This window comes from Ruegeria sp. HKCCA5491 (genome assembly GCF_013034565.1).
Classification (GTDB): domain Bacteria; phylum Pseudomonadota; class Alphaproteobacteria; order Rhodobacterales; family Rhodobacteraceae; genus Ruegeria.
In genome coordinates this window covers 534398-557263 of record NZ_WQGG01000001.1, presented here as the reverse complement: position 1 = coordinate 557263, position 22866 = coordinate 534398, and the positions used below count along the sequence as shown (strand labels likewise).

Genomic DNA, 22866 nt, shown 5'->3' with positions numbered 1-22866 from the left:
CTATTCGTCGCTGAGGCGCATATAGGGGCGATGCTGCGTCTGCGAAATACGCGGAAAGTCGTAGTGTGACAGCCTACCGCAGGCGGGACAGAAATGACGTCAGGTCGTCGGTATGATGGTGGATATGATCGGCCTCGTGCGGCTCGGGTGCGACGTGGACCGTCCGCATCCCCATCTCGTGCGGGGCAGCCAGATTGCGCGGGTCATCTTCGAACATCGCGGCTTTTTCTGCGTCAATTCCGTCGCGCTCAAAGATTGCTTCGAACGCGGCTTTCTGTGGCTTTGGGCGATACTCTGCGTGCTCGATGCCGTAAATCGCATCGAACAATCCGCTCAGGCCACGCGCCTGCAATACGCGCTCGGCATAAGGCGCGCTGCCGTTCGTATAGACGATCCGGCGGCCCGGCAGGGCACGGATGTGATCGGCCAGATCGGCGTCCGGGTCCATATGGCTCATGTCGACCTGATGAACTGCATGAAGATATGGGTCCGGGTCAAGGTCGTGCTCGGCCATCAGCCCGGCCAGAGTGGTGCCGTATTCGCGCCAGTAATGCGACCTAAGCCGATCCGCCTCGGCCCGGTCGACGCCGATCGCCTGAACCACGTAGTCCGTCATCAGCACCTCGATCTGATCGAACAGGCGCATATGCGGCGGATAAAGCGTGTTGTCGAGGTCGAACACCCATTGGGTGACGTGAGCAAATGCAGGTTTGACCATGACTTGGGTTTAGGCCGCCATGTCCCGGTTTTCAATGCCGGACTTGATTGCGGGGGTCTGAGGCGGATACACAGGTCCGAACGAGGAGACGAACCATCCCATGCCCCAGTCCAAACAGTCCAACAAGGACGCCTACAGCCTGATACTCGAAGCGATTGACGTGGGCGTCTACAAACCCGGAGACCGACTGGTCGAGAGCGAACTGGCCGAGCGGTTCGGCGTATCGCGCACCCCCATTCGCGAAGCGTTGCAGAGACTTGAGACCCAGTCTCTGCTAGAGCGGGACGGGCGGTCGCTGATCGTGGCCTCGCTGGATCATAACCAGATGGCCGAGCTGTATGTGGTGCGTCGTGAGCTAGAGGGATTGGCCGCAAGTCTGGCGGCGAAACACGCGACCGAAGAAGAGATCAAGGTGCTTCAGGATATGGTTGCCGCCGACGATGCATTGGTCGATGACCCGACCGCTTTGTCCCGTGCCAACCGCCGTTTCCACGAACAGATCCACCTGGCTTCGCACAACCGCTATTTGGTTCAGCAATTGGATTTGGTGCATCGAACGATGGCTTTGATGGCAACCACTTCTTTGGCGGTGCAGGGCCGAGGCGAGATCGCCCAGAGCGAACATAAAGGCATTGTCGAGGCCATCGCTGCCCGTGACGAAGCCGCTGCCGCCCGCGCGCTCAAAGAGCATATTTCCGTCGCCTTCATGACGCGTCTGAAACAGGATGCAGTGCGCCGCGAAAACTGACGTTTATTCTGGCTGAATCTCTTCGCAGGCTTGCCCGTGTTGGGTTTTGTCCCAGAAGAATGGGTTTCTGATCAATTCCCACAACGCTTTGTAAGCTGCGACAACCCCAAGCGGAAAGTACAAGGGCATAGTTGGCACCCAAGGTACAAGAAACCTTCTTTCCCGCGCCCAGACCGACAGGACTCCGGCGAAAAGGTTTGTGAGTTCTGCGGCAAGGAAGAGGGCAAATAACGAAAACAGCGCCCAACGCGGCAGCAGTGCCTCCATCGGGTTAAGCATCCCCAGCGCAGTCAGCCAGAACACCCAAAGAGCGGGTGCCAACAGAAATTGCCCTACCGTTCCAAGAAAGAACGCTTGAAAGCCTAGAAACTTCAAGGCTCCGAGGTCGTTCCAAAGCTGGACGGGGTCACGCATGTGAACGAGATAGGTGACCATGAAACCCTTTAGCCAGCGCGAACGCTGTTTCACCCAAGGCCAAGCGCGGAAATTAGCCTCTTCAAAGGTGGTGGTGTCGACCATCTCGGTTCTGTAACCCGCGCGGCTTAACCGTACACCCAGATCTGCGTCTTCAGTGACATTGTGGGCGTCCCATCCGCCCAATTCCAAAAGCTTTTTCCGGCGGAAAAAGAAGGTTGTCCCGCCCAGCGGAACCACAAGACCCAAGCGCGCGATACCCTGCAACAGAATGCGGAACCAGCTATTGTATTCGATTGTAAAACAGCGCGACCTCCAGTTGGTGCGCGGGTTGTAATAGTCCAGTCCCCCTTGCAGACAGACGACGCTATCGTCTGCATTCGCGAAATGCGTGACCACACGTTCGATCTGATCGGGCTGTGGAGCATCCTCGGCGTCCCAGACACCCAGAATGTCGCCCCTGCAAAAATCGAGTGCATAGTTCATTGCCCGGGGTTTCGTTGTCAGCCCGCTTGATGCCGGAACTTCGACGGACCTGATCCAAGACGGCAGGTCGACATGCGCAAGCGCCGCGCGTGTGACATCGTCGGATGCCTCAAGAACCAAAATGACGTCCAATAAGGCCTTGGGATATGTCAGGCGTTGCAACCGTCGTATCAGGGCGTCTGCTATTTCTTCTTCCTTGTACAGAGGCACCATGATCGACACACGGGGAAGGGGCTGCGGCAAGGGTTTCGGGGTGCTTTTGGGGGTCTGAAACCTCTGGTGCAGAGAACTCAGCAAGCCGCTTAACCGTAGTGCAAAAAACAAGATCAGTGAGCAGACCGCGAGTGTCACGAAGAACATCAGTCCAATTTTTGGTAACGCTGCGAAAATCGCCACCACAGCGATCAGGGCTGCAAGTGGTTTAATCCATGCGCGACGTGCCCAGGATCGACAGCTATGCTTTGCATCCACTCGGGTCTCGGCATCCGCTGCCAGTTGGGGCGAAAACGTAGCGGCAATCGTGCCGTCGATATCATCTGTCGCCGCAAGGACGGGCAGGACAGTAAGGCCGACTTTGTCCAAGTGCGCTCGAACTGTTTCAAAGTAATCCGGCTTGGCAGTCGCCACCAAAAGGAATGGGCCCACCTGTTTCCAAGGGATCGCGTTATGTTCAAGCCAGAAGCGAACGGGTTTTATCTGGCAAAGCTCAAGAGAAGGCGGGGATGCGATCAGATCAGCAAATTGAAGATGGTTTTGGTCAGCAAGCGCGTTCATCACGTCGCGGCGGTTGACCCAGCCTTCAGCCACAAGAATCTCGCCCAGTGGCACGTCCTGCCGGGATCTGAGATCCAGCGCTTTTTCCAACTGCGCCTGGGTAATCAGGCCACTCTCAAGCAGGTAGATGCCCAAAGGTTTTCTGACCTGCACAGGAATAGGCGCCGCCTGCGCAAAGTGTTGCAGGTTCAGTTCAACCATAAAAAAAACCCTGACACGTAAAACCGGTGTCAGGGTTGTTATATTAAGGTTAACAGCGGGTTAATTCTAACTAAAGCAGCCGTTATACCTTTGCTTTTTGGTTCGCCATCGCCTCGGCGAACCGCTCGAACAGGTAGAAACTGTCCTGTGGACCAGGTGATGCCTCGGGGTGGTATTGCACCGAGTAAACAGGGCGATCTTTCATACGAATACCGCAGTTCGACCCGTCAAACAGCGAGCGATGGGTTTCCACGACACCTTCGGGCAGTGATTGCGCGTCGACAGCAAATCCGTGGTTCATCGAGGTAATCTCGACCTTGCCAGTATCCAGGTCCTTGACCGGGTGGTTTGCTCCGTGGTGGCCGTGGTTCATCTTGACGGTCTGACCACCCAGCGCCAAGGCCAGCATCTGATGACCGAGGCAGATCCCAAAGACGGGCAGGTCGGTGGTCTCTAGCACCTCTTTGATCATCGGCACGGCGTATTCGCCGGTCGCCGCAGGATCGCCCGGACCGTTCGACAGGAACACCCCGTCGGGTTCGTGCGCAAGGACTTCGGCTGCTGTTGCCGTGGCCGGCAAAACTGTGACGTCGCATCCTGCGGTGGCCAGGCAGCGCAGGATGTTGCGCTTGGCACCGAAGTCCAGGGCCACAACCTTGTGCACAGGGGCGTCCTGACGGGCGTAGCCATCGGGCCAGGCCCAACGCATCTCGTCCCACCGATAGCTCTGGGCGCAGGTCACTTCCTTTGCCAGATCCATGCCTTCCAGTCCGGCAAACCCGCGTGCGGCCGCCACCAGAGCCTCGATATCGAAATTCCCCTCAGGGTCATGAGCCAGCGCGACATGCGGCGCTCCCTGCTGACGGATCGCGCGGGTCAGGCGGCGGGTGTCCACGCCGCCAATAGCAATACGTCCGCGACGGGCCAGCCAGGTTTTCAGTTCTTCCGCCGCGCGCCAGTTTGATGGCTCGGTCGGGTTCCATTTGACCACCATCCCGGCTGCAACAGGGTCAGCGGTTTCGTCATCTTCGGGGTTCACCCCGACATTGCCGATATGGGGGAAGGTGAAGGTGACAATCTGACCGGCATAGGACGGGTCCGTCATGATTTCCTGATAGCCGGTCATGGCGGTGTTAAAGCACAGTTCGGCCACGGTCTGCCCGGTGGCGCCAAAGCCCATCCCGTAGAACAATGTTCCGTCGGCCAATGCCAGACATGCGGTGGGCTTGGTCGGGGCGTTCTGCGACATGGGGCGACTCTCTTGCAGGGTAAATCGGCGCATACCTAAGGGGCTTGGGCGCTTGGGTCAAGTCTGTTCAAATTTTGTGCTATTGTTAAAAATCAATAGGTTAGCCATATTTCTTCCCTGTTGTATCACGCTTTTTGTTTAGATATGGTCGTGGTTCCTTTTCCATGGGGATGGACAGATCATATGGATATGCGATCAAGGGTGAACTCAGCCCTGAAGCAGGCAATGAAAGATAAGGAGGCCGAGCGTCTGTCGACGCTGCGGCTGATTAATGCCGCGATCAAGGATCGTGACATCGTGTCACGTGCCTCTGACAACGAAGAGGTGAAGGGCTGCGGCGATGCTGAGGTTCTTGAAATCCTTGGCAAAATGACCAAACAGCGCAAGGAAAGCGCGCGCGCCTATGAAGAGGGCGGGCGGTTGGACCTTGCCGAGCGTGAGCTTCGCGAAGTCGAAGTTATCGAGGAATTTTTGCCCAAACAACTGGATGAAGATGAGGTCTCTCAGGCCATCCAGACGGCAATCTCGTCAACAGGCGCTGGTTCGATTCGGGATATGGGCAAAGTGATGGGCGAGCTGAAGTCGCGCTACACTGGCCAAATGGATTTCGGCAAAGTGGGACCGATGGTCAAAGATCAGCTCTGCGCGGCTGCAAGCGGCGGCTGCTGACCGCTTTCGCCTCAAACACGACGTTACTGCGCGACCGGGTCGCGCAGTTTCTCTGTCAGATCGTCATACAGGGCGATCCGTTCTTCTTCGGTCAGGAAAGACCCGATTTCCACTTCGCGCCCGTCGCCCTTCAGCGTGACATAGTTGGGTACGGGGCCGCCATGCTTGTGCATCTCAGGGCGCGCCCAGTATCGGTTGCAGGTCCATTCCTGTGACCCTCGGCCAGGATGGTGATGGACAAGCCGGGCCTGCGTACATGTCAGAGTGAATACCTCAAAAACGCTGCGGGAACGATAGTTCGACTGTATCGCCAACCACAATCCGACCACTGTCAGCAGCAGGAATGGCAGCAAACCCCATAACAGCACGGAACCCAGAACTGCCATCATGGGGATGAGGCCGAACAAAAAGACCGCCAGAACAACACGCATAGCCCATTTTGGCGGCAGTGAGTTATGCGGCCACAGGCGCAGTTCCAGATTCGATCCAGAGGTTTGATTCCACCGGTAGGGCATGGTCAAAAAATAACGTCTTGCAATGCAAAGTCGACGCCAAATGATCACACAACGTGACCTACGCGCGACCATGACAAGGCGTCGTCCAGCCGGTCGTCGCCCCAGAAAACCTCGCCCCGCACGACAAGGCTGGGCGCGCCGAATACGCCAAGACGGGAGGCGCGGTCAGTTTCGAATTCCAGTGCTGAAACCGCATCAGGGCTGCGGGCACGTGCCAGAGTCAGACGAGGGTCTTGCTGGCACCGTAAAAGAGCCTCGGAAATTGCCGCCTCGCTGCCAGCTTCGATGCCGTCTTCGAACCAGATCCGGTAGAGGTTTTGTGTAAAGCTCTTGCCCCATCCATCCTGTATTCCCATCAAGGCGACCTGATTGGCAAGTTCGAGGTCAGAAATTGGATAGGGCGCAGGCAGACGGGCGTGGATATGATACTTGGCAGCTCGCCGCTCGATATCGCGCCACATATACGCCGACTTAACAGGCTTACCAGCAAATGGGATGTTCTTCTGTTCGGACATGACGCTTCGGACATTGAAAGGGCGCCACGCAACTGCGACATCATTCTCAGCGCACCAGTCATCCAGGCGCATGATCGTCAAGTAGCTGTACGTACTGCCAATGGAATACCAAAAATCAATTTCGGGCATTAGATCACCCCGATCTCAGAGTTTCAGTTTCCATAATAGCCTAATTTTTGGATTTTTTCGATCTCTGCCGTTTGGCGACTTTCCACAAGGGCCAGTACAGGGTGCTATTCATGCGTCCCATGGGCATGACCTCGCTCACCGATTGCCTGACGCATGTCGATAGCAACGTTCTGCACATGGTGGACTGATGTGAAGGTCCGCCAATCTTCTGAAACATCATGAACTTCAAATTGCGATCTTTTTGGGAGTCTCGGAGCAACTGTCCAACGCGCGTTACCGACGGGTAATGAAAAAGCCCCGCACGAGGCGGGGCTTTCTTTGTTCCTTAATGGAAGGGATCAGTGCGCGTGGCCTTTGTCCCAGTCTTCCTGCTTTGGAAGCTGCTCGAACGTGTGTTCGGGCGGCGGGGTGGGCAGGGTCCATTCCAGCGTGTCTGCGTATTCGTTCCACGGGTTAGGGCGTGTTTCTTTAGCGCCGCGCAGCAGGGCGTAGATCACGATGCCGAAGAACAGCAGGAACGAAGCGAACGAGATGAACGCACCAATCGACGAGACAAAGTTCCACTGAGCGAATGCCTCGGGGTAGTCGATATACCGACGCGGCATCCCCTGACGGCCCAGGAAGTGCTGCGGGAAGAAGGTCAGGTTGGCGCCGATGAAGAACAGCCAGAAGTGAACCTTGCCCCAGAATTCCGAGTACTGGCGACCCGTCATCTTCGAGAAGTAGAAGTATACGCCCGCGAAGATCGCAAAGACGGCGCCCAGGCTCATCACGTAGTGGAAGTGTGCCACGACGTAGTAGGTGTCGTGATAAGCACGGTCGATACCGGCCTGAGAAAGAACAACACCGGTCACACCGCCAACGGTGAACAGGAATAGGAAGCCGAAGGCGAACAGCATCGGCGTCTTGAACTCAATCGAGCCGCCCCACATGGTTGCAATCCATGAGAAGACCTTAACGCCGGTTGGAACCGCGATGACCATCGTTGCCAGCATAAAGTAGGCCTGCTGACGCAGCGACATGCCAACGGTGTACATGTGGTGCGCCCAGACGACGAAGCCCAGAACACCGATCGCAATGATCGCCCAGACCATCGGCAGGTAACCGAAGATCGGCTTACGCGAGAAGGTGGCGATCACGTGGCTGATGATGCCGAATCCGGGCAGGATAACGATGTACACTTCCGGGTGGCCGAAGAACCACAGGATGTGCTGATACAGGATCGGGTCACCGCCACCGGCTGGATCAAAGAAGGTGAAGCCAAAGTTGCGGTCCATCAGCAGCATGGTGATCGCGCCTGCCAGAACCGGCAGCGACAGAAGAATCAGCCACGAGGTGATGAAGATCGACCAACTGAACAGCGGCACCTTGAACAGGGTCATGCCCGGGGCACGCATGTTCAGGAACGTGGTGATCATGTTGATCGCGCCGAGGATCGAGGAGGCGCCCGATACGTGTACGGCAAAGATTGCAAGGTCCATGGACATGCCGCCCTCTGTCGTGGACAGCGGCGGGTAAAGCACCCAGCCAACTCCTGAACCGAGCTGGTCATTGCCACCGGGGCTCAGCAACGAGGCCACACCCAGCGAGGTACCAGCGACATACAGCCAGAAGGACAGGTTGTTCATCCGCGGGAACGCCATATCCGGCGCGCCGATCTGCAACGGCATGAAATAGTTGCCAAATCCGCCAAACAGGGCGGGGATGACAACGAAGAACATCATCAGAACGCCGTGATATGTGATCATCACATTCCACAGGTGTCCATTGGGGGTACATGGGTCGGCCATGAACCCTTCGAGGCACATGTACTGCACACCGGGGTGCATCAGTTCGAGCCGCATATAGACGGTCATCGCCACCGAGATAAACCCGGCCAGCGCCGAGAAGATCAGGTACAGAATCCCGATGTCCTTGTGGTTGGTCGACATGAACCAGCGGGTAAAGAACCCACGCTGGTCTTCATGATCGTGACCATGAATGGCTGCGTCTGCCATTAGGTGCCTCCTGTTACAATTCTACCGCGCAGCCGGACCTCTCCGGCGCGCGGGATTCCTGCTGGTTTTAGAATGCGAAGAGGGCGCCTTCAATGGTCGAGTTTGATCTGGATCAAGATTAATTGTCGCGGGCAGGGGCCCGAAACGTGCATTGTCGGCTAAATTCACCTTTCAGTTGGGTATTGGTTGCCAAAATTCAAGCGCTGCGCGTGACAGAGGTTTCTTCGCTTGACCCTGGTGCGGACGAAACGCAGAACTGGGCGTAACGCCGAAATCGGAGATTTGACATGACCGCCTACGATCCAGAAAACATCTTTGCCAAGATCCTGAAGGGGGAGATCCCCGCGAACCGCGTTTACGAGGATGACGATACACTTGCGTTCATGGACATTATGCCCCGATCGGACGGTCACCTGTTGGTGATACCCAAAACACCGTGCCGTAATATGCTGGACGCATCTCCGCAGCAACTGGCATCAGTGATGGCCACTGTTCAGAAACTGGCCAAGGCGGTGGTGAAGGCCTTTGATGCTGACGGAGTAACGATCCAGCAATTCAACGAAACGGCCGGAGGGCAGGAGGTGTTCCATCTGCATTTCCACGTTCTTCCTCGCCACGAAGATGTTGCTTTGCGTGCGCCCGGAACAATGGGGGATTTCGACCTGATCGCGGAGCACGCCGAAAAAATCAGAACTGCTGTTGGCTGAGCGTCACGCACTTGATCACCGGGTAGTCGGAACTTCTTGCGGGCCTTGGGCAGTTGATGCGGCTTCGGCCAAAGTGAGAAAGTTTGGGAAAGCCGGATGCGCGAAGTCCGGAAGGTGGATGCCCCAGAAATGAATTGCCGTTCCGATTTGGGGTCGGAACGGCAGACTCGTAAAAAAAACTTTTCCGTTTTCGCAGAAATCCCACGATTACCGGTTTAACACACCACTCACTCTAGAACGGTGAAATCAGTCTAACCGTAAATCTCGGGCCTGTATTCATTTGAGTGGGGTTGGACAGACAATTGTCATGATTCACTCGGCTTTTGCGCGAGTTTTGGGCGCGCTTTGGAAACAGAGCGCAAGGTGGGGTATGGATTGTTAACCAATTGGAGTCGCGAAACGATTCGGTTTATGACGTCAGGCCCTTATCGTTTCGAATATTTGGGAAAAGGTTTTCTGTAGTGCGGCATCCATGTCTGCCATCGTGACAGGCAGTCCCAAGTCGACCAAAGACGTTACACCATGTTCGGAAATCCCGCATGGCACGATCCCTGAGAAATGATCAAGATCAGGTTCCACGTTGATCGAGATTCCGTGAAAGCTGATCCATTTGCGTAGTCGCAAGCCAATCGCTGCCACCTTGTCCTCGGCAGGGGCGCCCGAAGCCGTCAAAGGCTTGTCATCCCGGCGCACCCAAACACCGACGCGACCATCCCGGATTTCACCTTTGACATTGAATTCCGCAAGCGACGCGATCACCCAGGCTTCTAGCTGTTTTACAAAGCGCCGGACGTCTTTCCCGCGTTTGTTCAGGTCAAGCATGACATAGGCAACCCGCTGGCCGGGGCCGTGATACGTGTACTCACCGCCGCGCTTGCTTTCGTAAACGGGAAACCGATCAGGATCGGTCAGGTCTTCGATCCGGGCGGATGTTCCTGCGGTATAGAGCGGGGGGTGCTCGAGCAGCCAGACGCATTCATCTGCTTCACCGGCCGCAATTGCCGCTACCCGCGCCTCCATGAAGGCCACGGCATCGTCATAGTCGGTCAAGCCGTCAGTGATTTTCCATTCCATGAGGTCTCTTACCGCGCGGTATCAGGCAGGAAAAGGGGTTACGCCGCCTCTGCCAAACAGCGCCTAAGGATTTGCGCATAGGTATCTCGGCCCTGCGCCCCTGTCACAAGGTACTTGCCGCCAAACACCATCGAAGGCACGCCCGAGATGCCGCGACTTGTCCAGAATTCCTGCTTCTGTCGCACTGGTTGCACGTGGGCACCAGAGGAAAGGACCTGCTGTCCGGCGACCCTGTCCAATCCGACGGCTTCAACAGCGTCGAGAAGGACTTTGGGATCGGAAACATCCTTTTGGTCGGTGAAATATGCCTGAAACAGAGCCATCTTTAGCGGGTGTTGACGCCCTTGGGCTTCAGCCCAGTCCAAAAGCTGGTGTGCGGCAAAGGTATTGTAGATTCGGGACTCTTCGTTGAAATTAAATAAGAAACCCAACTCTGCGCCGAGCTGCGTCAACCGATCACGCGCCTGCTGACTTTGCTCGGCCGTAGACCCGTATTTCTCAGCCATGTGCTCGCGCAGGTTTTGCCCTTCGGCCCCCATAGCAGGGTTCAATTCAAACGGGTGCCATCGGAGTTGGGCAAGCACCCCCTCTTGCTGCAGTGCCAGATCAAGCTGCCGGAAGCCGACAATACACCAAGGGCATACCACATCCGAGACAATGTCGATCTGGATGATCGGGCGCGTGTCTGTTGAAGTCATGATGCATCTCCGGATCAGGTGGCAAAGTGAAATCTGTGATACAGATATGAAGGTCGAAAAGGAATTCAATCCGGCTTGTTTTTTGCCTCTTCACATCCCGTTCCGCACCGTCTATACGCGCCTCTACCAAGTCACATACAGTGCGGTCGTGGCGGAATTGGTAGACGCGCAGCGTTGAGGTCGCTGTGGGGTAACACCCGTGGAAGTTCGAGTCTTCTCGACCGCACCAATACAATCCTCCGGGTTTTCATAGGTTTTCATGCCATGTGTGACCAGACTGTCATAAGTCGTTATTTTGTCACTCTTTTCGCGCAGTGAATAGCGCTGATTGTTCATAGGACACCATTAAGCACGCCGTGCATGACGAATTGGTTGAGGCGGTCACGCGTCTTTATTATTAGTGCCTTAAATGCCTTTGGTATCTGAACACAATTTCCAGGAAATGCCGTGTCAGGCGCTAGGCTCAACGCAACAGCGAATTGACGTGTTCAAAACATCAACTCAAGAGAACTTTCCGCGATGAAGCCTAGATTTTTGTGCGTCGGTACACATCACAAGACTGGCACAATTTGGATGCGAAAGGTTTTTCGTGAAATCCATCAAGATCAATCCATCCCATTTATGCAGTGCTACAGAGCGAAAAGACTTGCTGACGCGGCTGAGACAGGGCCACAGATTATTGTGAATTGGTCGTCTAAATTTCCTAGAGAGCTCCTGGAGCTGGGTCACGCCAGATTTCTGCACGTTATCCGAGACCCGCGTGATGTGCTGCTGTCCGGCACCCGCTATCACCAGATAGCGCCGACCGGCAATGAGAAGTTTCTGCGAGAGACAAGAGTAGAATGGGATGGCAAGACTTACAAAGAGTATATTTCCAGCCTGCCAAATGAGCTCGACAAGCTCATGTTTGAAATGGAAAACAAGCACCATCAAACTCTGACCGAAATGATGGCTTGGCCATATGGTCATGAGAACGCGATAGACGTGAAGTACGAGGATTTGATCGAAGACTCGACGTGTGATTTGTTCCGAGAAATTCTTAGCAATTTTGACATTGAAGGATTGGATATCGACAAAGCCGTGCGGTCCTATTGGAAGCACTCTTTGTTTGGGGGCTTGAAAAAGAAAACTGACCGAGCGGAACGGATTTCGTTGCATATCGGGTCAGGGGCTAAAGCACAGTGGCAAAGCAAACTGCCACGTGAAGTCGCCGAGGTTTATGAGGCGCGCTATGGTGGTGCTCTGAGGAAGCTTGGCTATGAAAGTAACTCGGATTGGGTGAAGACCTGCCCGCCAAGCAGTCAAATCTTCGCATAATTGCCGTCGAAAAACCGGAATAGCGTGGCTCGGTGTGTCGCGCCGCAATCGGTCGGATTCAAATGAGCCGTGACTTTGGCTTGCATCAAAGATGCAACGACCCATGCTTCATGAAGTTTCAGCTTCCGGTTTCGGAAAATACCCAGAATCCACAAACTCTCGAAACTCGGGCGCCTCAAGTTGATAATCCAGAACACGTCGCGCGCAGTCGTGGCAGGATCGAAGCAGAGCCGCCAGATCGCCATCTTTCAGCCAATCAGACATAATTGAACGAATGGCTGAGGTGTCGATTGAATCGTCATGGCTTGTGTTGATGTCGTATTTCCCAAAATATTCCATGTCGATGCGGTCTTTGTTTTTTGAATTGGCAGTTCCACGTAACCGCTTGAGCAAAAACTCTTCCCGGCTTTTGACCGCATAGTGATTTACTTGTGCAGTTTTGCCTGTGACGTTGTCTCTGTTGCCGCGCCATCCTTTTTGAAGAATATTCCCGCCCATTGGCTTTCCGTCCGCGTTTGTCCAACGCGCCATGTCTGGCTCGATCTCGCGGTGTTTGAAAAAGCGGGGGCGGTGCACTCCGAAATAGTCAAACGTTGAAGGGCGGAACAGCGTTTTGAAACCCCAGACCAAACCGTTTTCAGGGGCCTCGAAAGTTGATCCGCGCGTGAAGCGTTCCGTGACCAGAGCTTCTGGGTCCCAATGTTCCAGCCCACATGACCCCATAAGGCGCCAGTTGACGGATATCGCGTCTGGCGCGCCACAATTGTCGATCAATGCATCTATGCTGCGATCACCTACGTGGACGTTAAGGAATTCATCTGCGTCAAGTATGAGCACCCAATCGGCATCCCGCACCCAGTCCATTCGGTTCGCTCGTGAGTAGGCAGCGCGCTGCGGGTCCATCCTCGGGCCGATGGGGTTATCAAAGTGACGGACCACCCCCAATTGATCAAGGCGGTTGAGCATTAGATTGGTGCCATCGCTGCAGTCGTTGGAAAAGATGCAGAAATCGTCAATGCCAATTGATTTGTGATAGGCCAGCCATTCCAGCAGGTATATTCCTTCGTTTTTTACCGTAGAAAGCAACAGCTTGCGGCCTGCGTTCGGGGGGGTGTCTTCAGTTTTCATCCTCATCCCCGTTGGTCGGTCGTTTCAATGCCCCCTTGGCACTGTATCTGCCAACTGCGTGTTTCACGGATTGGGCTTTACCTACCACGTCAGAAACGCGGTTGTCGGCCTCATCTGCCGCTTGAGCAGCCAACGCCATTTTAAGGGTGCGGTCCTTGGACAATGGTACACCCAAACCTGCGGCAGCCTCAGTGTTCATAAATGGATTGTCCGGGCCGTTTTCGTCATCCATTCGGTTGTCGGCCCCCGGTTCGTCGCCTTCAAGGGCGTTTGCCGGGGCCTTGCCGGAAAGTTCAAGCAACTCGCGGCGCGTTTGACCTTTTTTCGCCGTCTGAGTCTGAGCGATCATTTTGGCAATCTCGCTGTCGGATACTCCTTGTGCCTGCAGCTCCTTGACCTTCAACTGCCATTCTTTTGGCAAGTGTTGAACAAAGAGAACTTCGTCAAGCTTATTCAGCGGAACCTGACCCGCTGTCTTCAACTCTTCCAGCCATCCTTCATATTCTTCGGTCTCGCGCAGTTGTCGAACGCGGTTCTCATGGTGGTGGATTGCTTTGTCCTGCAGTTCCCGCATTATCGGGTCGGCCAGGATCGCTTCGATTTTTCGCTTGGTCGCGCGAATATGACGCTTCACGTTGGTGGCTTCGGACTCGTTTCGATCAAAAAGCGCGAAATAGGCGGCGTTATACTTGTCTGGTTTGTTGTTCACATTGCCCCGAATGCGCCTGAGCAAATATGACTCGTATGACTTGACCGCATAGTGGTTCATCTCGACCAAGTCATACCCCAAGGTCGGTTTCGTAGAGCGCCAGCCTGACAAAGAAAACTCGTGCGGCATGGGATCGCCTGATCCGTTTAGCCAGAACTGGTCCAAAAGCAGTTTGGCGTTGGCGGGAAGTTTCTTGGCTTTTTTTATGTGCGGTCGGTGGATGCCAAGTTTCATGTCCCGATATGGCTTGAAGAGGGTTTTCACCCCCCAGCCTTTTGGAAACCTATCCGGCGCGGATCGGGTGTAAGATTCGATTGCCAACCCTGGGTCCCATCGCGTCAGGTCATTCGATCCGAAAAAGCGCCAGGTAATGGCAATCCCATCTGCCTTGGGGTCAATGTTTTCCACAAGGTCTGTGATCCGGCCGCGCCCAACTTTGATGGAAAGGAATTCGTCCGCGTCCATCGTCAGAATCCATTCGCTGTCGGTCACTTCCGGATTTCTGGTTCCAAGCGCAAGGGCATTTGGCTGCGGTTTGCGCCCCTCGGGTACGTCGTTGCGGAAGTGTTGTACCCATCCCAGCTCTTGCAGACGGATCAGCATGTCGTCTGTGCCGTCGGTGCAGTCGTTTGTATAAACGACGATATTATCGAAACCTATGTGCTTGTGATAGGCGACCCATTCCACCAACGAATGACCTTCATCCTTCATCATGGACATGATCGTGAAGCGGTGTTTGGGCATTAGTTCTCCATGCCTATCGGTTCCGGCGATAAACAGCTCTTACGAGGGTCTTTCCCGATCCAAGCGGTTCGAGGTTTTTCGCGCATAGTGATGTTCACGGACATTCAGTAGCAAATTCAAAGCTCAAGTTAAATTCCACAATCTGGCGAAAGCGGGTATTTTTGAACCTTTTGATGGAAGCCTGATGGCGCAAGCTGCGGGGCATTCTGTCTTGAGGTTGTCAAAATGGTTCGATCAGACGCAGCCAGACCAAATCAAACACAGCCTGTCCTTCCAAAGCGTTACTCGACCTGAACTTCGCTGCGCAGCTTTCCGGTTGTTTTGTCAAATATCAAAATACGATTGTCATCGGTCACGACCGCGTACCAATTGTTGCCAATTGTCACAGCCTGTGCCTTTGCGCCGCCCGGCAGTTCAATCTGGTCGGGCAGAGTGGGGGTTCGGTCCGATAGCCGGATGACAATCAGGGCGAATGTCACTAGAACGCCGCCAATCATCACCGCGGTCAGCAGCATGACCATTCGCCGCAACAATCTGATCTGCGGCGTTTCCAGCGGTTCTTGGGGTTCGGAAGGGACAGTCATGGGCACTCGCCAGATTGAATTTCACATCGCGGCTGATCCGCCGTCACGCCTTGATAAGGCGCTTTCGCGTGATGTGCCAGCCGAGGAAAACCTTTCGCGTACCCGGTTGGGGCGTCTGATCGAAAGCGGTGCTGTTCTGGTTGACGGTTCTCAGGTCACGGATCCTAAGGCCAAGGTCACAGAAGGGGCCACGGTCAAGATAACCGTCGCAGAAGCCGAGGATAGCCATATCGGACCCGAAGAAATTCCCTTGGATGTCGTGTACGAGGATGACGATTTGATCGTCATAAACAAACCAGCGGGGATGGTGGTTCATCCGGCGCCGGGGTCTCCGAACGGGACGCTGGTAAACGCGCTGCTGCATCATTGCGGATCGGATTTGTCCGGCGTCGGTGGTGTAAAGCGCCCCGGCATCGTCCATAGAATTGATAAAGAAACCAGTGGCTTGCTGGTTGTCGCTAAATCAGACGCAGCGCATCACGGGTTAGCCGCCCAGTTTGAGGCGCATACGGTCGAGAGGTATTACCGCGCTATCTGTTACGGGGTGCCGGATGCGAACGAACCCAGATTGCGTGGGGTCAAAGGGGTCAGTTTTGAGCCCGGCAATGTCATGCGTCTGACCACGCAACTGGCCCGCCACAAGACGGATCGTCAAAGGCAGGCCGTTCTGTTTCATGGCGGCAGGCACGCGGTGACGCGGGCGCGGGTCGTTGAGACTTTTGGCGCTCCTGCTGGGTTGGCCCTGATCGAATGCTGGCTGGAAACGGGACGCACGCATCAAATCCGGGTCCATATGGCGCATGTGGGGCACGGTTTGGTCGGTGATCCGGTCTATGGAGGTAAGCGAAAGCTGGCCGTCAAAGCCTTTGATCCCGCAACTGTCGAAGCGGTGCGCGCCTTTCCCAGACAGGCCCTGCACGCGGCTGTTTTGGGTTTTGAGCACCCGATCACAGGCGAATCTTTGCGGTTTGAGGCAAATCTTCCCAAAGACATGGAGAATCTGATTGATCGGCTTCGCGCGCCACTGTCATAATGTGCAAACCATTGTGAGTAACGCGTTCTTATCTTTCCTTTATAGATCGTTAATTCCAAACTGTTACAGGTACCTCTTGAATGGATCGGGACGACCTCCCATATCCTATGTTAACGAACTAAACATTTGTCGGAGGGACATGAAACATGGCAAATTACGCAAATCTCCCCGCGCCGACGCCGGAAGGCGGACTGAACCGCTATATGCAGGAAATTCGCAAGTTTCCCCTACTGGAGCCGGAAGAAGAATATATGCTCGCCAAACGTTGGGTGGAGGAGCAAGATACTGAATCTGCGCATAAAATGGTCACATCGCACCTGCGATTGGCGGCCAAGATCGCCATGGGCTATCGCGGCTATGGATTGCCTCAGGCCGAGGTGATCTCTGAGGCCAATGTGGGTCTGATGCAAGCCGTGAAACGGTTTGACCCTGAAAAGGGCTTTCGCCTGGCGACCTATGCGATGTGGTGGATTCGTGCCTCGATTCAGGAGTATATCCTGCGGTCGTGGTCGCTGGTGAAGTTGGGTACGACTTCGGCGCAGAAAAAGCTGTTCTTTAACCTGCGCAAGGCCAAAGCCCGTATCGGCGCGTTGGAAGAGGGCGACTTGCGTCCCGAAAACGTGACACAGATCGCCAACGATCTGGGCGTGACCGAAGAGGAAGTGATCAGCATGAACCGCCGGATGTCCGGTGGCGATGCTTCGCTCAACGCGACGGTTGGGTCCGAAGGCGAAGGCACCATGCAGTGGCAGGACTGGCTTGAGGACGAAGATGCCGATCAAGCTGGTGACTATGAGGCGCGTGATGAATTGGACGCACGGCGCGAGCTGCTGGCCGCTGCTTTGGAGGTTCTGAATGACCGTGAGAAGGACATTCTGACTCAGCGCCGTCTGATGGATCAGGCCGTCACGCTGGAAGAGTTGAGCACGCAGTACAATGTCAGCCGTGAGCGCATTCGTCAGATTGAGGTGCGCGCGTTTGAAAAGCTGCAGAAAAAGATGCGTGATCTCGCGCGTGAAAAGGGAATGTTGGGAACGGTTTAAGCCACCCTAATTCTGGAAAAGCCCGCCGAAGTTGGCGGGCTTTTTTTGTTACTGGGCAAGCTGTTGCCTGAACACGCGCACCATGTTTCCGCCCATCACCTTGCGGATTTGATCCTCGGTCAACCCTTCGTAAAGTAGGGCAGAGGTCAGAGCCGCCAGTTCGGATGTGTCAAACGCGGTCTCGACCGAACCGTCATAATCTGACCCAAGCGAAACATGGTCTTCGCCAACCGTTTCAACGGCGGCCATGATCATCTTGGCGATACCGGTTGGCGTGATGTCCCCACAGGTGACGTCCGCCCAATATCCCATGCCGATGACGCCCCCGGTTTCGGCAATATCCAGCATCAGATCGTCAGGGTAGTTCCGTTTGACGGGGCAGAACCCATGCAACCCACCGTGGCTGACGATCAGGGGGACGTCTGTCATTGCGATCACGTCCCGCGCGACCTGCGGGCTGGAATGCGCAAGGTCGATCACAACTGGCATCGCTGCCAACTCTGCTACGACCTCACGCCCGAAATCTGACAGTCCGGTATTTGCCTGCCCGTGAAGCGATGCACCCAGTTCGTTGTCGAAAAAGTGGTGAAGCCCGAACACCCGATGCCCGGCGTCAAAAATGTCATTGAGATTGGCCAAATCACCTTCCAGTGGATGACTACCTTCGATGCCCAGAATTCCGCCTACGATTGGCTTGCCCGCGGCGCGCGCTTCAAGCACCTGTTCCAGATCACCGCGTGTCTTAACGACTTTAAGCTGGCCATTGGACGCGGCCTCGAACTGGTGGAGCTTTTCTGCCTGATATATCGCGCGTTCCTTCAGACTGCCCCATGTACGCAGCGGCCATAACTGACCGACGGCCAGAAGGGTGATGTTGTCAAACGACTCCGCGGAATTGGCTTCATAGTTCTGGCCCGCCGGGGATTTCGTTACAGCTGTGAAAACCTGCAGGGCCACGTTTCCTTCGATCAGGCGCGGGATATCGACCTGTCCGCGTGTACCACGCTCAGTCAGGTCCCGGCTCCACAGCAATGGGTCGGCGTGAAGATCACCGACGATGAGGGTCTCGTGCAAGGCGGCGGCATCATTCGTTACATCGTAGGGGGCGTGCGCAATGACATTGTTGCGTTCCGCTTCGATGTAAGGTGGTAGAAACACGAAGAAAACCAACGCCCCGATAACCACCGTGACGGCGATCAGGATACCAACCCATTTGAAAAACCTGCGCATTTGCTCTCCCTCTCCTTGTTGGCGCTAGGTTACGGAGAATGCCTGCCGAGAAAAGCCTGACTTAACGTCCACTGGTTGATAAAGAGGTCACGGCGGCACGGGCCGGCTGAGACTGGATTGGGAGGAGACACATGCAAAAACCTGTTCAATGGGGCGTTTTGGGCGCTGCCAATTTCGCGCGTCGCTATATGGCTCCGGCGATCCATGCGGCAAATGGTTCGCGTTTAGCCGGGCTTGCCACGTCCAGCGCAGAAAAAGTCCAGCCGTTTCAGGCGTTTTGCCCTGATCTGAAAGTCTATGACGACTATGAGGCGATGTTGGGGGATCCGAACATCGAGGCCGTCTATATCCCGCTGCCCAATCATCTGCACGTGGAATGGAGCCTGAAGGCGCTCGAGGCTGGCAAGCACGTATTGTGTGAAAAGCCGATGACGATGCAGGCCGCTGAATTCGATGCGTTGATTGCGAAACGTGACCAAACTGGGCTGCTGGCGGCCGAAGCGTATATGATCGTGCACCACCCCCAGTGGCAGTTCACGCGCAATCTTATTGCGGACGGAGCGATTGGGAAGCTGGCGCATGTGACCGGCGCATTCAGTTTCGACAATCGCACCGACACCGGAAACATCCGAAATCGGGCTGAGACTGGCGGCGGTGGCCTTCGCGATATCGGCGTCTACGTAATCGGAAGTGCCCGGTTTGCAACGGGGCAGGAACCCGTTTCGGTGCAGTCCGCGATCCGCTGGGAAGACGGCATTGATGCCTTTACCGAAATTCGTGCGCAGTTCCCGGATTTCACCTATTCCAGCTATGTCTCCATCCGAATGCATCCGCATCAGGAAATGGTGTTTCACGGCGAAGGGGGTGTAATCCGCCTTACGGCACCGTTCAACGCGCGGGTTTTCGGCGAGGCGCGCGTGGAATTGCATCGCCCCGGTCTGGAAGTGCAGGTCACGCGTTTTCCCGGCGACAATCACTACAAGCTGCAGGTCGAAGCGTTCTGCCGATCGGTCCGTGACGGTGCAGATTACCCATGCTCACTTGAATTCTCGCGCGGCACGCAAGAGGTTATCGACCGCGTTTTCGAGGGCGCGGAACCCATCTGACTTGCACGCCGCCGCGCAACTGGACTAACCTGTCGGGTACCGGATGAGGAGAGTGCAAATGGCTGGCGGCTGGGCGCGCGATGGCGCGGTGGGTGAACAGATCGAGGCGTCAATTTCAGACGAGCTTGCTCGCATGCAGGCCCAAAAGCACCCTGTGGGGCAAAGCCTGACCCATTGCGCTGAGTGCGAAGAACCGATCCCCGAAAAGCGGCGGGTCGCCATACCGGGCGTGAAACTGTGCCTGGATTGTCAGCAAGACCGCGACGGGACCTACAAGTCGCGCGTTGGGATCAATCGGCGCGGGTCGAAAGACAGCCAGCTTAAATAACGCCGGAGGTACCGCTTGTCCGACATCCGCACCCAGCAGTCGATATGGCAAAACGGGCTGGTTTTGGGGTTTATGGCGGCGTTCCTGTGGGGCACGCATAGTGTCATCGTTCGGTTTCTGACCAACGATCTTGGTGGAATGCAGATCGCCGTATCACGTCTGTTTATTGCTGCGCTGGCGATCTATGGCCTGCTGCGTGTTTTGAACGTTCCGGTGTCAGTCCGATGGCGCGATCGCTATTTTCAGCTTGCTGTCTTGTCCACCGTTATCAACTACATCCTCTTTCACATAGGCCTGGAACATACCGGGGCCGTAAATGCCATGGTGCTCGAGAACACGGCACCGTTTTTCGTGTTGGTATTTTTGTACTTTTTCGCCGAAACACCCGTTACCCGTACCGATGTTCTGGCGACGGGCCTCGCGATTTTGGGCGTGTTTCTGACCGTTTTTCAAGATTTTCAGGGCGGTGGCGAACCGTTGTTCGGCGATATTCTTGAAATCGGCGCGGGCCTGAGTTGGGCGGTATTCCTGATCGCAAGCAGCCGGGCAATGCGAAACTCGAAATCCACTGGCGAGCGTTTGAATTTTCTATTCGGGATATTCTTGTGCTCGGGACTGCTGTTGCTACCATTCGCGGCACTGTCCATGCAGGTACCGACGGCAACAGACCTTGTGTTCCTGATCCTTCTTGGTGTTTTGCCGACGGCGTTGGCATATTATCTGTGGTACGAGGCTGCTGCGCGTGTCTCTACTCTGACCGCGACACTCATGTTCGCGGCCTCGGTCGTGTTCACATTCATCAATGCGGCGATATTCTTGGGGGCCGCGATCACGCCAATCGCGGCCACAGGTGCTGTACTGATTGTGATCGCCGTCTTTTTGACGACCAAGAAACAGACGTGATCAGTCTTCCATCGCTTCCAGTTCGTCGATGAAGCCCGAGATCATGCTTAGCCCTTTGTCCCAGAACTTCGGATCGCTCGCGTCCAGCCCGAAAGGGGCCAGCAAGTCTTTATGATGCTTTGACCCACCTGCGCGCAGCATTTCAAAGTACTTGTCCTCGAACCCTTCTGATCCGCTTTCGTAAACCGAGTAGAGCGCGTTCACCAAACCATCGCCAAACGCATAGGCGTAAACGTAGAAGGGCGAGTGGACGAAGTGCGGAATATAGGCCCAGAAGGTCTCGTACCCTTCCATGAACTCGAATGCGGGCCCAAGGCTTTCGGCCTGAACGCTCATCCAAAGGGCGTTAATGTCGTCGGGCGTCAGTTCACCTTCGCGGCGGGCTGCGTGGAGTTTGCATTCAAAGTCATAAAACGCAATTTGGCGGACGACCGTGTTGATCATGTCCTCGACTTTTCCGGCCAGCAGCACCTTGCGCTGTTCCGGCGTATCGGCCTGATCCAGCATCTTGCGGAAGGTCAGCATTTCGCCAAACACCGACGCTGTCTCGGCCAGAGTCAGCGGGGTCGAAGACAACATCTCACCTTGATCTGCAGCCAGTACCTGATGAACGCCATGGCCCAGCTCATGCGCAAGCGTCATCACATCGCGAGGTTTACCCAGATAGTTCAGCATCACATAGGGGTGCACGTCAGTCACGGTCGGATGTGCAAACGCACCGGGCGCCTTGCCCGGTTTCACCGCCGCGTCGATCCAGCCCTTAGAAAAGAAGGGGGCCGCGATCTCACCCATGCGGGGATCGAATGCATTATAGGCGTCCATCACCGTTTTCTCGGCCTCGTCCCAGCCTACGACACGCGTGTCTTCCATCGGTAGCGGTGCGTTGCGGTCCCAGACCTGCATGATGTCCAGCCCCAGCCATTTGCGTTTTAGCTCGTAATAGCGATGACTCAGCTTGGGATAAGCGGCCACAACCGCCTCGCGCAGCGCCTCTACCACCTCAGGCTCGACATCGTTTGATAGATGGCGACCGGTTTGGGCGGTCGGCATGTTACGCCAGCGGTCCACGATTTCTTTTTCCTTGGCCTGCGTGTTGTGAACGCGGGCAAAGGTCTTGATGTTGTCCTGAAAGACCGAGGCCAGCTCTCGCGCTGCTGCTTCGCGCTTGTTGCGGTCTTGCTCGGTCAAGAAATTCAATGTGCCTTCGATGTTCAGTTCTTCGCCGTCGACCGTAAAGGTCAGTCCGGCGATGGTTTCGTCGAAAAGACGTTCCCATGCGTCGCCAACCACACCGAGGTCATGCAAAAACTTTTCCAGTTCATCAGACAGTTGATAGGGTTTCATCGCGCGGATACGGCGGAATACGGGCTCATACCGGGCAAGATCAGCATTCTCCGCGAAATGCGTCTTCAGCACTTCGTCGTCGATGCGGTTGATTTCCAGGGTGAAGAAGACCAGCGGGGTTGTGAAGATCGTGATCTTCTCCTGCATGTCCGACAGGAATTTTGCGCGCTCGGCATCCGTGGTCAGTTGGTAATAGCGAAGCCCGGCAAAGGACATGATCCGTCCGGCTATCGCGTTGATCTTTTCGTTGCGCAGAACGCATTGCAGCAGGCCGTCGGCATCCAAATCAGCCAGCTTACCTTCGTAATCGGCGGCGAAAGAAGTACATTCCCCTTCCAGCCATTCCAGATCGGCAGCCAGTTCAGGCGCGTCCTCAGAGCTGTAAAGGTCCGTCAGGTCCCATTCCGGCAGGTCGCCAAGATTGTCGGCTCCTCCGATTGCATTTGCGTCACGGACGGGAAAGGGAAGGTCGCGCATGGATCACCTCGAAAATCTGCATTTGC

22 protein-coding genes and 1 tRNA gene are annotated in these 22866 nt (G+C 55.4%); 10 read left to right on the top strand and 13 right to left on the bottom strand.

All coding sequences use genetic code 11. The features are described 5' to 3' along the window. Nucleotides 1-73: 73 nt before the first annotated feature. On the bottom strand, nucleotides 74-718 hold the full coding sequence (locus GOV88_RS02600) for a pyrimidine 5'-nucleotidase (protein ID WP_171122868.1): 645 nt from the start codon (nucleotides 716-718) through the stop codon (nucleotides 74-76). A 100-nt stretch (nucleotides 719-818) separates the two neighbouring features. Between GOV88_RS02600 and GOV88_RS02595 the strand changes: the two genes are divergently transcribed. Then, entirely contained in the window at nucleotides 819-1466 is a 648-nt protein-coding gene (locus GOV88_RS02595) for a GntR family transcriptional regulator (protein ID WP_171121100.1), read from the top strand. Between the two features lie 3 nt (nucleotides 1467-1469). On the opposite strand, the gene GOV88_RS02590 is transcribed toward GOV88_RS02595, so the two are convergent. Together GOV88_RS02590 and carA are read right to left on the bottom strand one after the other, a co-directional pair. Beyond that, on the bottom strand, nucleotides 1470-3341 hold the full coding sequence (locus GOV88_RS02590) for a glycosyltransferase (protein WP_171239456.1): 1872 nt from the start codon (nucleotides 3339-3341) through the stop codon (nucleotides 1470-1472). A gap of 82 nt (nucleotides 3342-3423) precedes the next feature. Further along, nucleotides 3424-4590 carry a glutamine-hydrolyzing carbamoyl-phosphate synthase small subunit gene (gene carA, locus GOV88_RS02585; protein WP_171239455.1) on the bottom strand — a complete coding sequence of 389 codons (1167 nt, stop codon included), beginning with the start codon at nucleotides 4588-4590 and terminating at the stop codon, nucleotides 3424-3426. 183 nt (nucleotides 4591-4773) lie between these two features. Between carA and GOV88_RS02580 the strand changes: the two genes are divergently transcribed. Then, nucleotides 4774-5259, top strand: coding sequence for a GatB/YqeY domain-containing protein (locus tag GOV88_RS02580; protein ID WP_171239454.1), 486 nt, complete (start codon nucleotides 4774-4776; stop codon nucleotides 5257-5259). A gap of 23 nt (nucleotides 5260-5282) precedes the next feature. Here GOV88_RS02580 and GOV88_RS02575 read toward each other — a convergent pair whose 3' ends face one another. From GOV88_RS02575 to ctaD, 3 genes are all read right to left on the bottom strand, one after another. Next, entirely contained in the window at nucleotides 5283-5774 is a 492-nt protein-coding gene (locus GOV88_RS02575) for a DUF2244 domain-containing protein (RefSeq protein WP_171239452.1), read from the bottom strand. A gap of 44 nt (nucleotides 5775-5818) precedes the next feature. Further along, nucleotides 5819-6418, bottom strand: a complete 600-nt coding sequence (locus GOV88_RS02570; protein WP_171239450.1) for a 2-hydroxychromene-2-carboxylate isomerase — start codon at nucleotides 6416-6418, stop codon at nucleotides 5819-5821. Nucleotides 6419-6756: 338 nt separating this feature from the next. Next, nucleotides 6757-8415, bottom strand: a complete 1659-nt coding sequence (gene ctaD / locus GOV88_RS02565) for a cytochrome c oxidase subunit I (protein WP_171121106.1) — start codon at nucleotides 8413-8415, stop codon at nucleotides 6757-6759. 287 nt (nucleotides 8416-8702) lie between these two features. Between ctaD and GOV88_RS02560 the strand changes: the two genes are divergently transcribed. Beyond that, on the top strand, nucleotides 8703-9122 hold the full coding sequence (locus GOV88_RS02560) for an HIT family protein (RefSeq protein WP_171122878.1): 420 nt from the start codon (nucleotides 8703-8705) through the stop codon (nucleotides 9120-9122). 417 nt (nucleotides 9123-9539) lie between these two features. Here GOV88_RS02560 and lipB read toward each other — a convergent pair whose 3' ends face one another. Together lipB and GOV88_RS02550 are read right to left on the bottom strand one after the other, a co-directional pair. Next, nucleotides 9540-10196 carry a lipoyl(octanoyl) transferase LipB gene (gene lipB, locus GOV88_RS02555; RefSeq protein WP_171239449.1) on the bottom strand — a complete coding sequence of 219 codons (657 nt, stop codon included), beginning with the start codon at nucleotides 10194-10196 and terminating at the stop codon, nucleotides 9540-9542. Between the two features lie 38 nt (nucleotides 10197-10234). Next, entirely contained in the window at nucleotides 10235-10894 is a 660-nt protein-coding gene (locus GOV88_RS02550; RefSeq protein WP_171239448.1) for a DsbA family oxidoreductase, read from the bottom strand. Nucleotides 10895-11036: 142 nt separating this feature from the next. On the opposite strand from GOV88_RS02550, the gene GOV88_RS02545 reads away from it, so the two are divergent. Beyond that, nucleotides 11037-11123: transfer RNA gene (locus GOV88_RS02545), tRNA-Leu, on the top strand. 290 nt (nucleotides 11124-11413) lie between these two features. Continuing rightward, complete coding sequence (locus GOV88_RS02540; RefSeq protein WP_171121110.1) at nucleotides 11414-12211, top strand: sulfotransferase domain-containing protein; 798 nt, start codon at nucleotides 11414-11416, stop codon at nucleotides 12209-12211. Between the two features lie 108 nt (nucleotides 12212-12319). Here GOV88_RS02540 and GOV88_RS02535 read toward each other — a convergent pair whose 3' ends face one another. The 3 genes from GOV88_RS02535 to GOV88_RS02525 all read right to left on the bottom strand — a co-directional run bounded on the left by GOV88_RS02535 (nucleotide 12320) and on the right by GOV88_RS02525 (nucleotide 15376). Further along, complete coding sequence (locus GOV88_RS02535) at nucleotides 12320-13339, bottom strand: glycosyltransferase family 2 protein (protein ID WP_171239446.1); 1020 nt, start codon at nucleotides 13337-13339, stop codon at nucleotides 12320-12322. Then, nucleotides 13329-14792, bottom strand: a complete 1464-nt coding sequence (locus tag GOV88_RS02530) for a glycosyltransferase family 2 protein (RefSeq protein WP_254449139.1) — start codon at nucleotides 14790-14792, stop codon at nucleotides 13329-13331. Before GOV88_RS02530 ends, GOV88_RS02535 begins: the two co-directional genes overlap by 11 nt. A gap of 281 nt (nucleotides 14793-15073) precedes the next feature. Continuing rightward, complete coding sequence (locus tag GOV88_RS02525; protein WP_171122892.1) at nucleotides 15074-15376, bottom strand: DUF6476 family protein; 303 nt, start codon at nucleotides 15374-15376, stop codon at nucleotides 15074-15076. On the opposite strand from GOV88_RS02525, the gene GOV88_RS02520 reads away from it, so the two are divergent. Continuing rightward, nucleotides 15375-16409, top strand: coding sequence for an RluA family pseudouridine synthase (locus tag GOV88_RS02520; protein WP_171239445.1), 1035 nt, complete (start codon nucleotides 15375-15377; stop codon nucleotides 16407-16409). The two genes, GOV88_RS02525 and GOV88_RS02520, sit on opposite strands and share 2 nt — an antisense overlap. 146 nt (nucleotides 16410-16555) lie before the next feature. Continuing rightward, entirely contained in the window at nucleotides 16556-17452 is an 897-nt protein-coding gene (rpoH, locus tag GOV88_RS02515) for an RNA polymerase sigma factor RpoH (RefSeq protein WP_170383778.1), read from the top strand. 48 nt (nucleotides 17453-17500) lie between these two features. On the opposite strand, the gene GOV88_RS02510 is transcribed toward rpoH, so the two are convergent. Then, a complete protein-coding gene (locus tag GOV88_RS02510; RefSeq protein ID WP_171239444.1) occupies nucleotides 17501-18682 on the bottom strand; it encodes a dipeptidase in 1182 nt (393 codons plus the stop codon). A gap of 131 nt (nucleotides 18683-18813) precedes the next feature. Here GOV88_RS02510 and GOV88_RS02505 point away from each other — a divergent pair, with 131 nt between their 5' ends. The 3 genes from GOV88_RS02505 to GOV88_RS02495 are packed head-to-tail and all read left to right on the top strand — an operon-like array spanning nucleotide 18814 to nucleotide 21019. After that, the gene (locus tag GOV88_RS02505; RefSeq protein WP_171239443.1) at nucleotides 18814-19788 is read left to right on the top strand and encodes a Gfo/Idh/MocA family protein; all 975 of its coding nucleotides are present in this window, start codon (nucleotides 18814-18816) and stop codon (nucleotides 19786-19788) included. Nucleotides 19789-19846: 58 nt separating this feature from the next. Beyond that, nucleotides 19847-20116: a DksA/TraR family C4-type zinc finger protein gene (locus GOV88_RS02500; RefSeq protein ID WP_171239442.1), complete on the top strand. Its 270-nt coding sequence runs from the start codon at nucleotides 19847-19849 to the stop codon at nucleotides 20114-20116. Between the two features lie 15 nt (nucleotides 20117-20131). After that, complete coding sequence (locus GOV88_RS02495; RefSeq protein WP_171239441.1) at nucleotides 20132-21019, top strand: DMT family transporter; 888 nt, start codon at nucleotides 20132-20134, stop codon at nucleotides 21017-21019. On the opposite strand, the gene GOV88_RS02490 is transcribed toward GOV88_RS02495, so the two are convergent. Next, on the bottom strand, nucleotides 21020-22840 hold the full coding sequence (locus GOV88_RS02490; RefSeq protein ID WP_171239440.1) for a M3 family oligoendopeptidase: 1821 nt from the start codon (nucleotides 22838-22840) through the stop codon (nucleotides 21020-21022). Between the last annotated feature and the right edge of the window lie 26 nt (nucleotides 22841-22866).

Excerpts from the sequence above, each read along its gene's own strand:
- GOV88_RS02600 (WP_171122868.1), bottom strand. The coding sequence starts at position 718 with ATGGTCAAACCTGCATTTGCTCACGTCACCCAATGGGTGTTCGACCTC.
- GOV88_RS02595 (WP_171121100.1), top strand. The coding sequence starts at position 819 with ATGCCCCAGTCCAAACAGTCCAACAAGGACGCCTACAGCCTGATACTC.
- GOV88_RS02590 (WP_171239456.1), bottom strand. The coding sequence starts at position 3,341 with ATGGTTGAACTGAACCTGCAACACTTTGCGCAGGCGGCGCCTATTCCT.
- carA (WP_171239455.1), bottom strand. The coding sequence starts at position 4,590 with ATGTCGCAGAACGCCCCGACCAAGCCCACCGCATGTCTGGCATTGGCC.
- GOV88_RS02580 (WP_171239454.1), top strand. The coding sequence starts at position 4,774 with ATGGATATGCGATCAAGGGTGAACTCAGCCCTGAAGCAGGCAATGAAA.
- GOV88_RS02575 (WP_171239452.1), bottom strand. The coding sequence starts at position 5,774 with ATGCCCTACCGGTGGAATCAAACCTCTGGATCGAATCTGGAACTGCGC.
- GOV88_RS02570 (WP_171239450.1), bottom strand. The coding sequence starts at position 6,418 with ATGCCCGAAATTGATTTTTGGTATTCCATTGGCAGTACGTACAGCTAC.
- ctaD (WP_171121106.1), bottom strand. The coding sequence starts at position 8,415 with ATGGCAGACGCAGCCATTCATGGTCACGATCATGAAGACCAGCGTGGG.
- GOV88_RS02560 (WP_171122878.1), top strand. The coding sequence starts at position 8,703 with ATGACCGCCTACGATCCAGAAAACATCTTTGCCAAGATCCTGAAGGGG.
- lipB (WP_171239449.1), bottom strand. The coding sequence starts at position 10,196 with ATGGAATGGAAAATCACTGACGGCTTGACCGACTATGACGATGCCGTG.
- GOV88_RS02550 (WP_171239448.1), bottom strand. The coding sequence starts at position 10,894 with ATGACTTCAACAGACACGCGCCCGATCATCCAGATCGACATTGTCTCG.
- GOV88_RS02540 (WP_171121110.1), top strand. The coding sequence starts at position 11,414 with ATGAAGCCTAGATTTTTGTGCGTCGGTACACATCACAAGACTGGCACA.
- GOV88_RS02535 (WP_171239446.1), bottom strand. The coding sequence starts at position 13,339 with ATGAAAACTGAAGACACCCCCCCGAACGCAGGCCGCAAGCTGTTGCTT.
- GOV88_RS02530 (WP_254449139.1), bottom strand. The coding sequence starts at position 14,792 with ATGCCCAAACACCGCTTCACGATCATGTCCATGATGAAGGATGAAGGT.
- GOV88_RS02520 (WP_171239445.1), top strand. The coding sequence starts at position 15,375 with ATGGGCACTCGCCAGATTGAATTTCACATCGCGGCTGATCCGCCGTCA.
- GOV88_RS02525 (WP_171122892.1), bottom strand. The coding sequence starts at position 15,376 with ATGACTGTCCCTTCCGAACCCCAAGAACCGCTGGAAACGCCGCAGATC.
- rpoH (WP_170383778.1), top strand. The coding sequence starts at position 16,556 with ATGGCAAATTACGCAAATCTCCCCGCGCCGACGCCGGAAGGCGGACTG.
- GOV88_RS02510 (WP_171239444.1), bottom strand. The coding sequence starts at position 18,682 with ATGCGCAGGTTTTTCAAATGGGTTGGTATCCTGATCGCCGTCACGGTG.
- GOV88_RS02505 (WP_171239443.1), top strand. The coding sequence starts at position 18,814 with ATGCAAAAACCTGTTCAATGGGGCGTTTTGGGCGCTGCCAATTTCGCG.
- GOV88_RS02500 (WP_171239442.1), top strand. The coding sequence starts at position 19,847 with ATGGCTGGCGGCTGGGCGCGCGATGGCGCGGTGGGTGAACAGATCGAG.
- GOV88_RS02490 (WP_171239440.1), bottom strand. The coding sequence starts at position 22,840 with ATGCGCGACCTTCCCTTTCCCGTCCGTGACGCAAATGCAATCGGAGGA.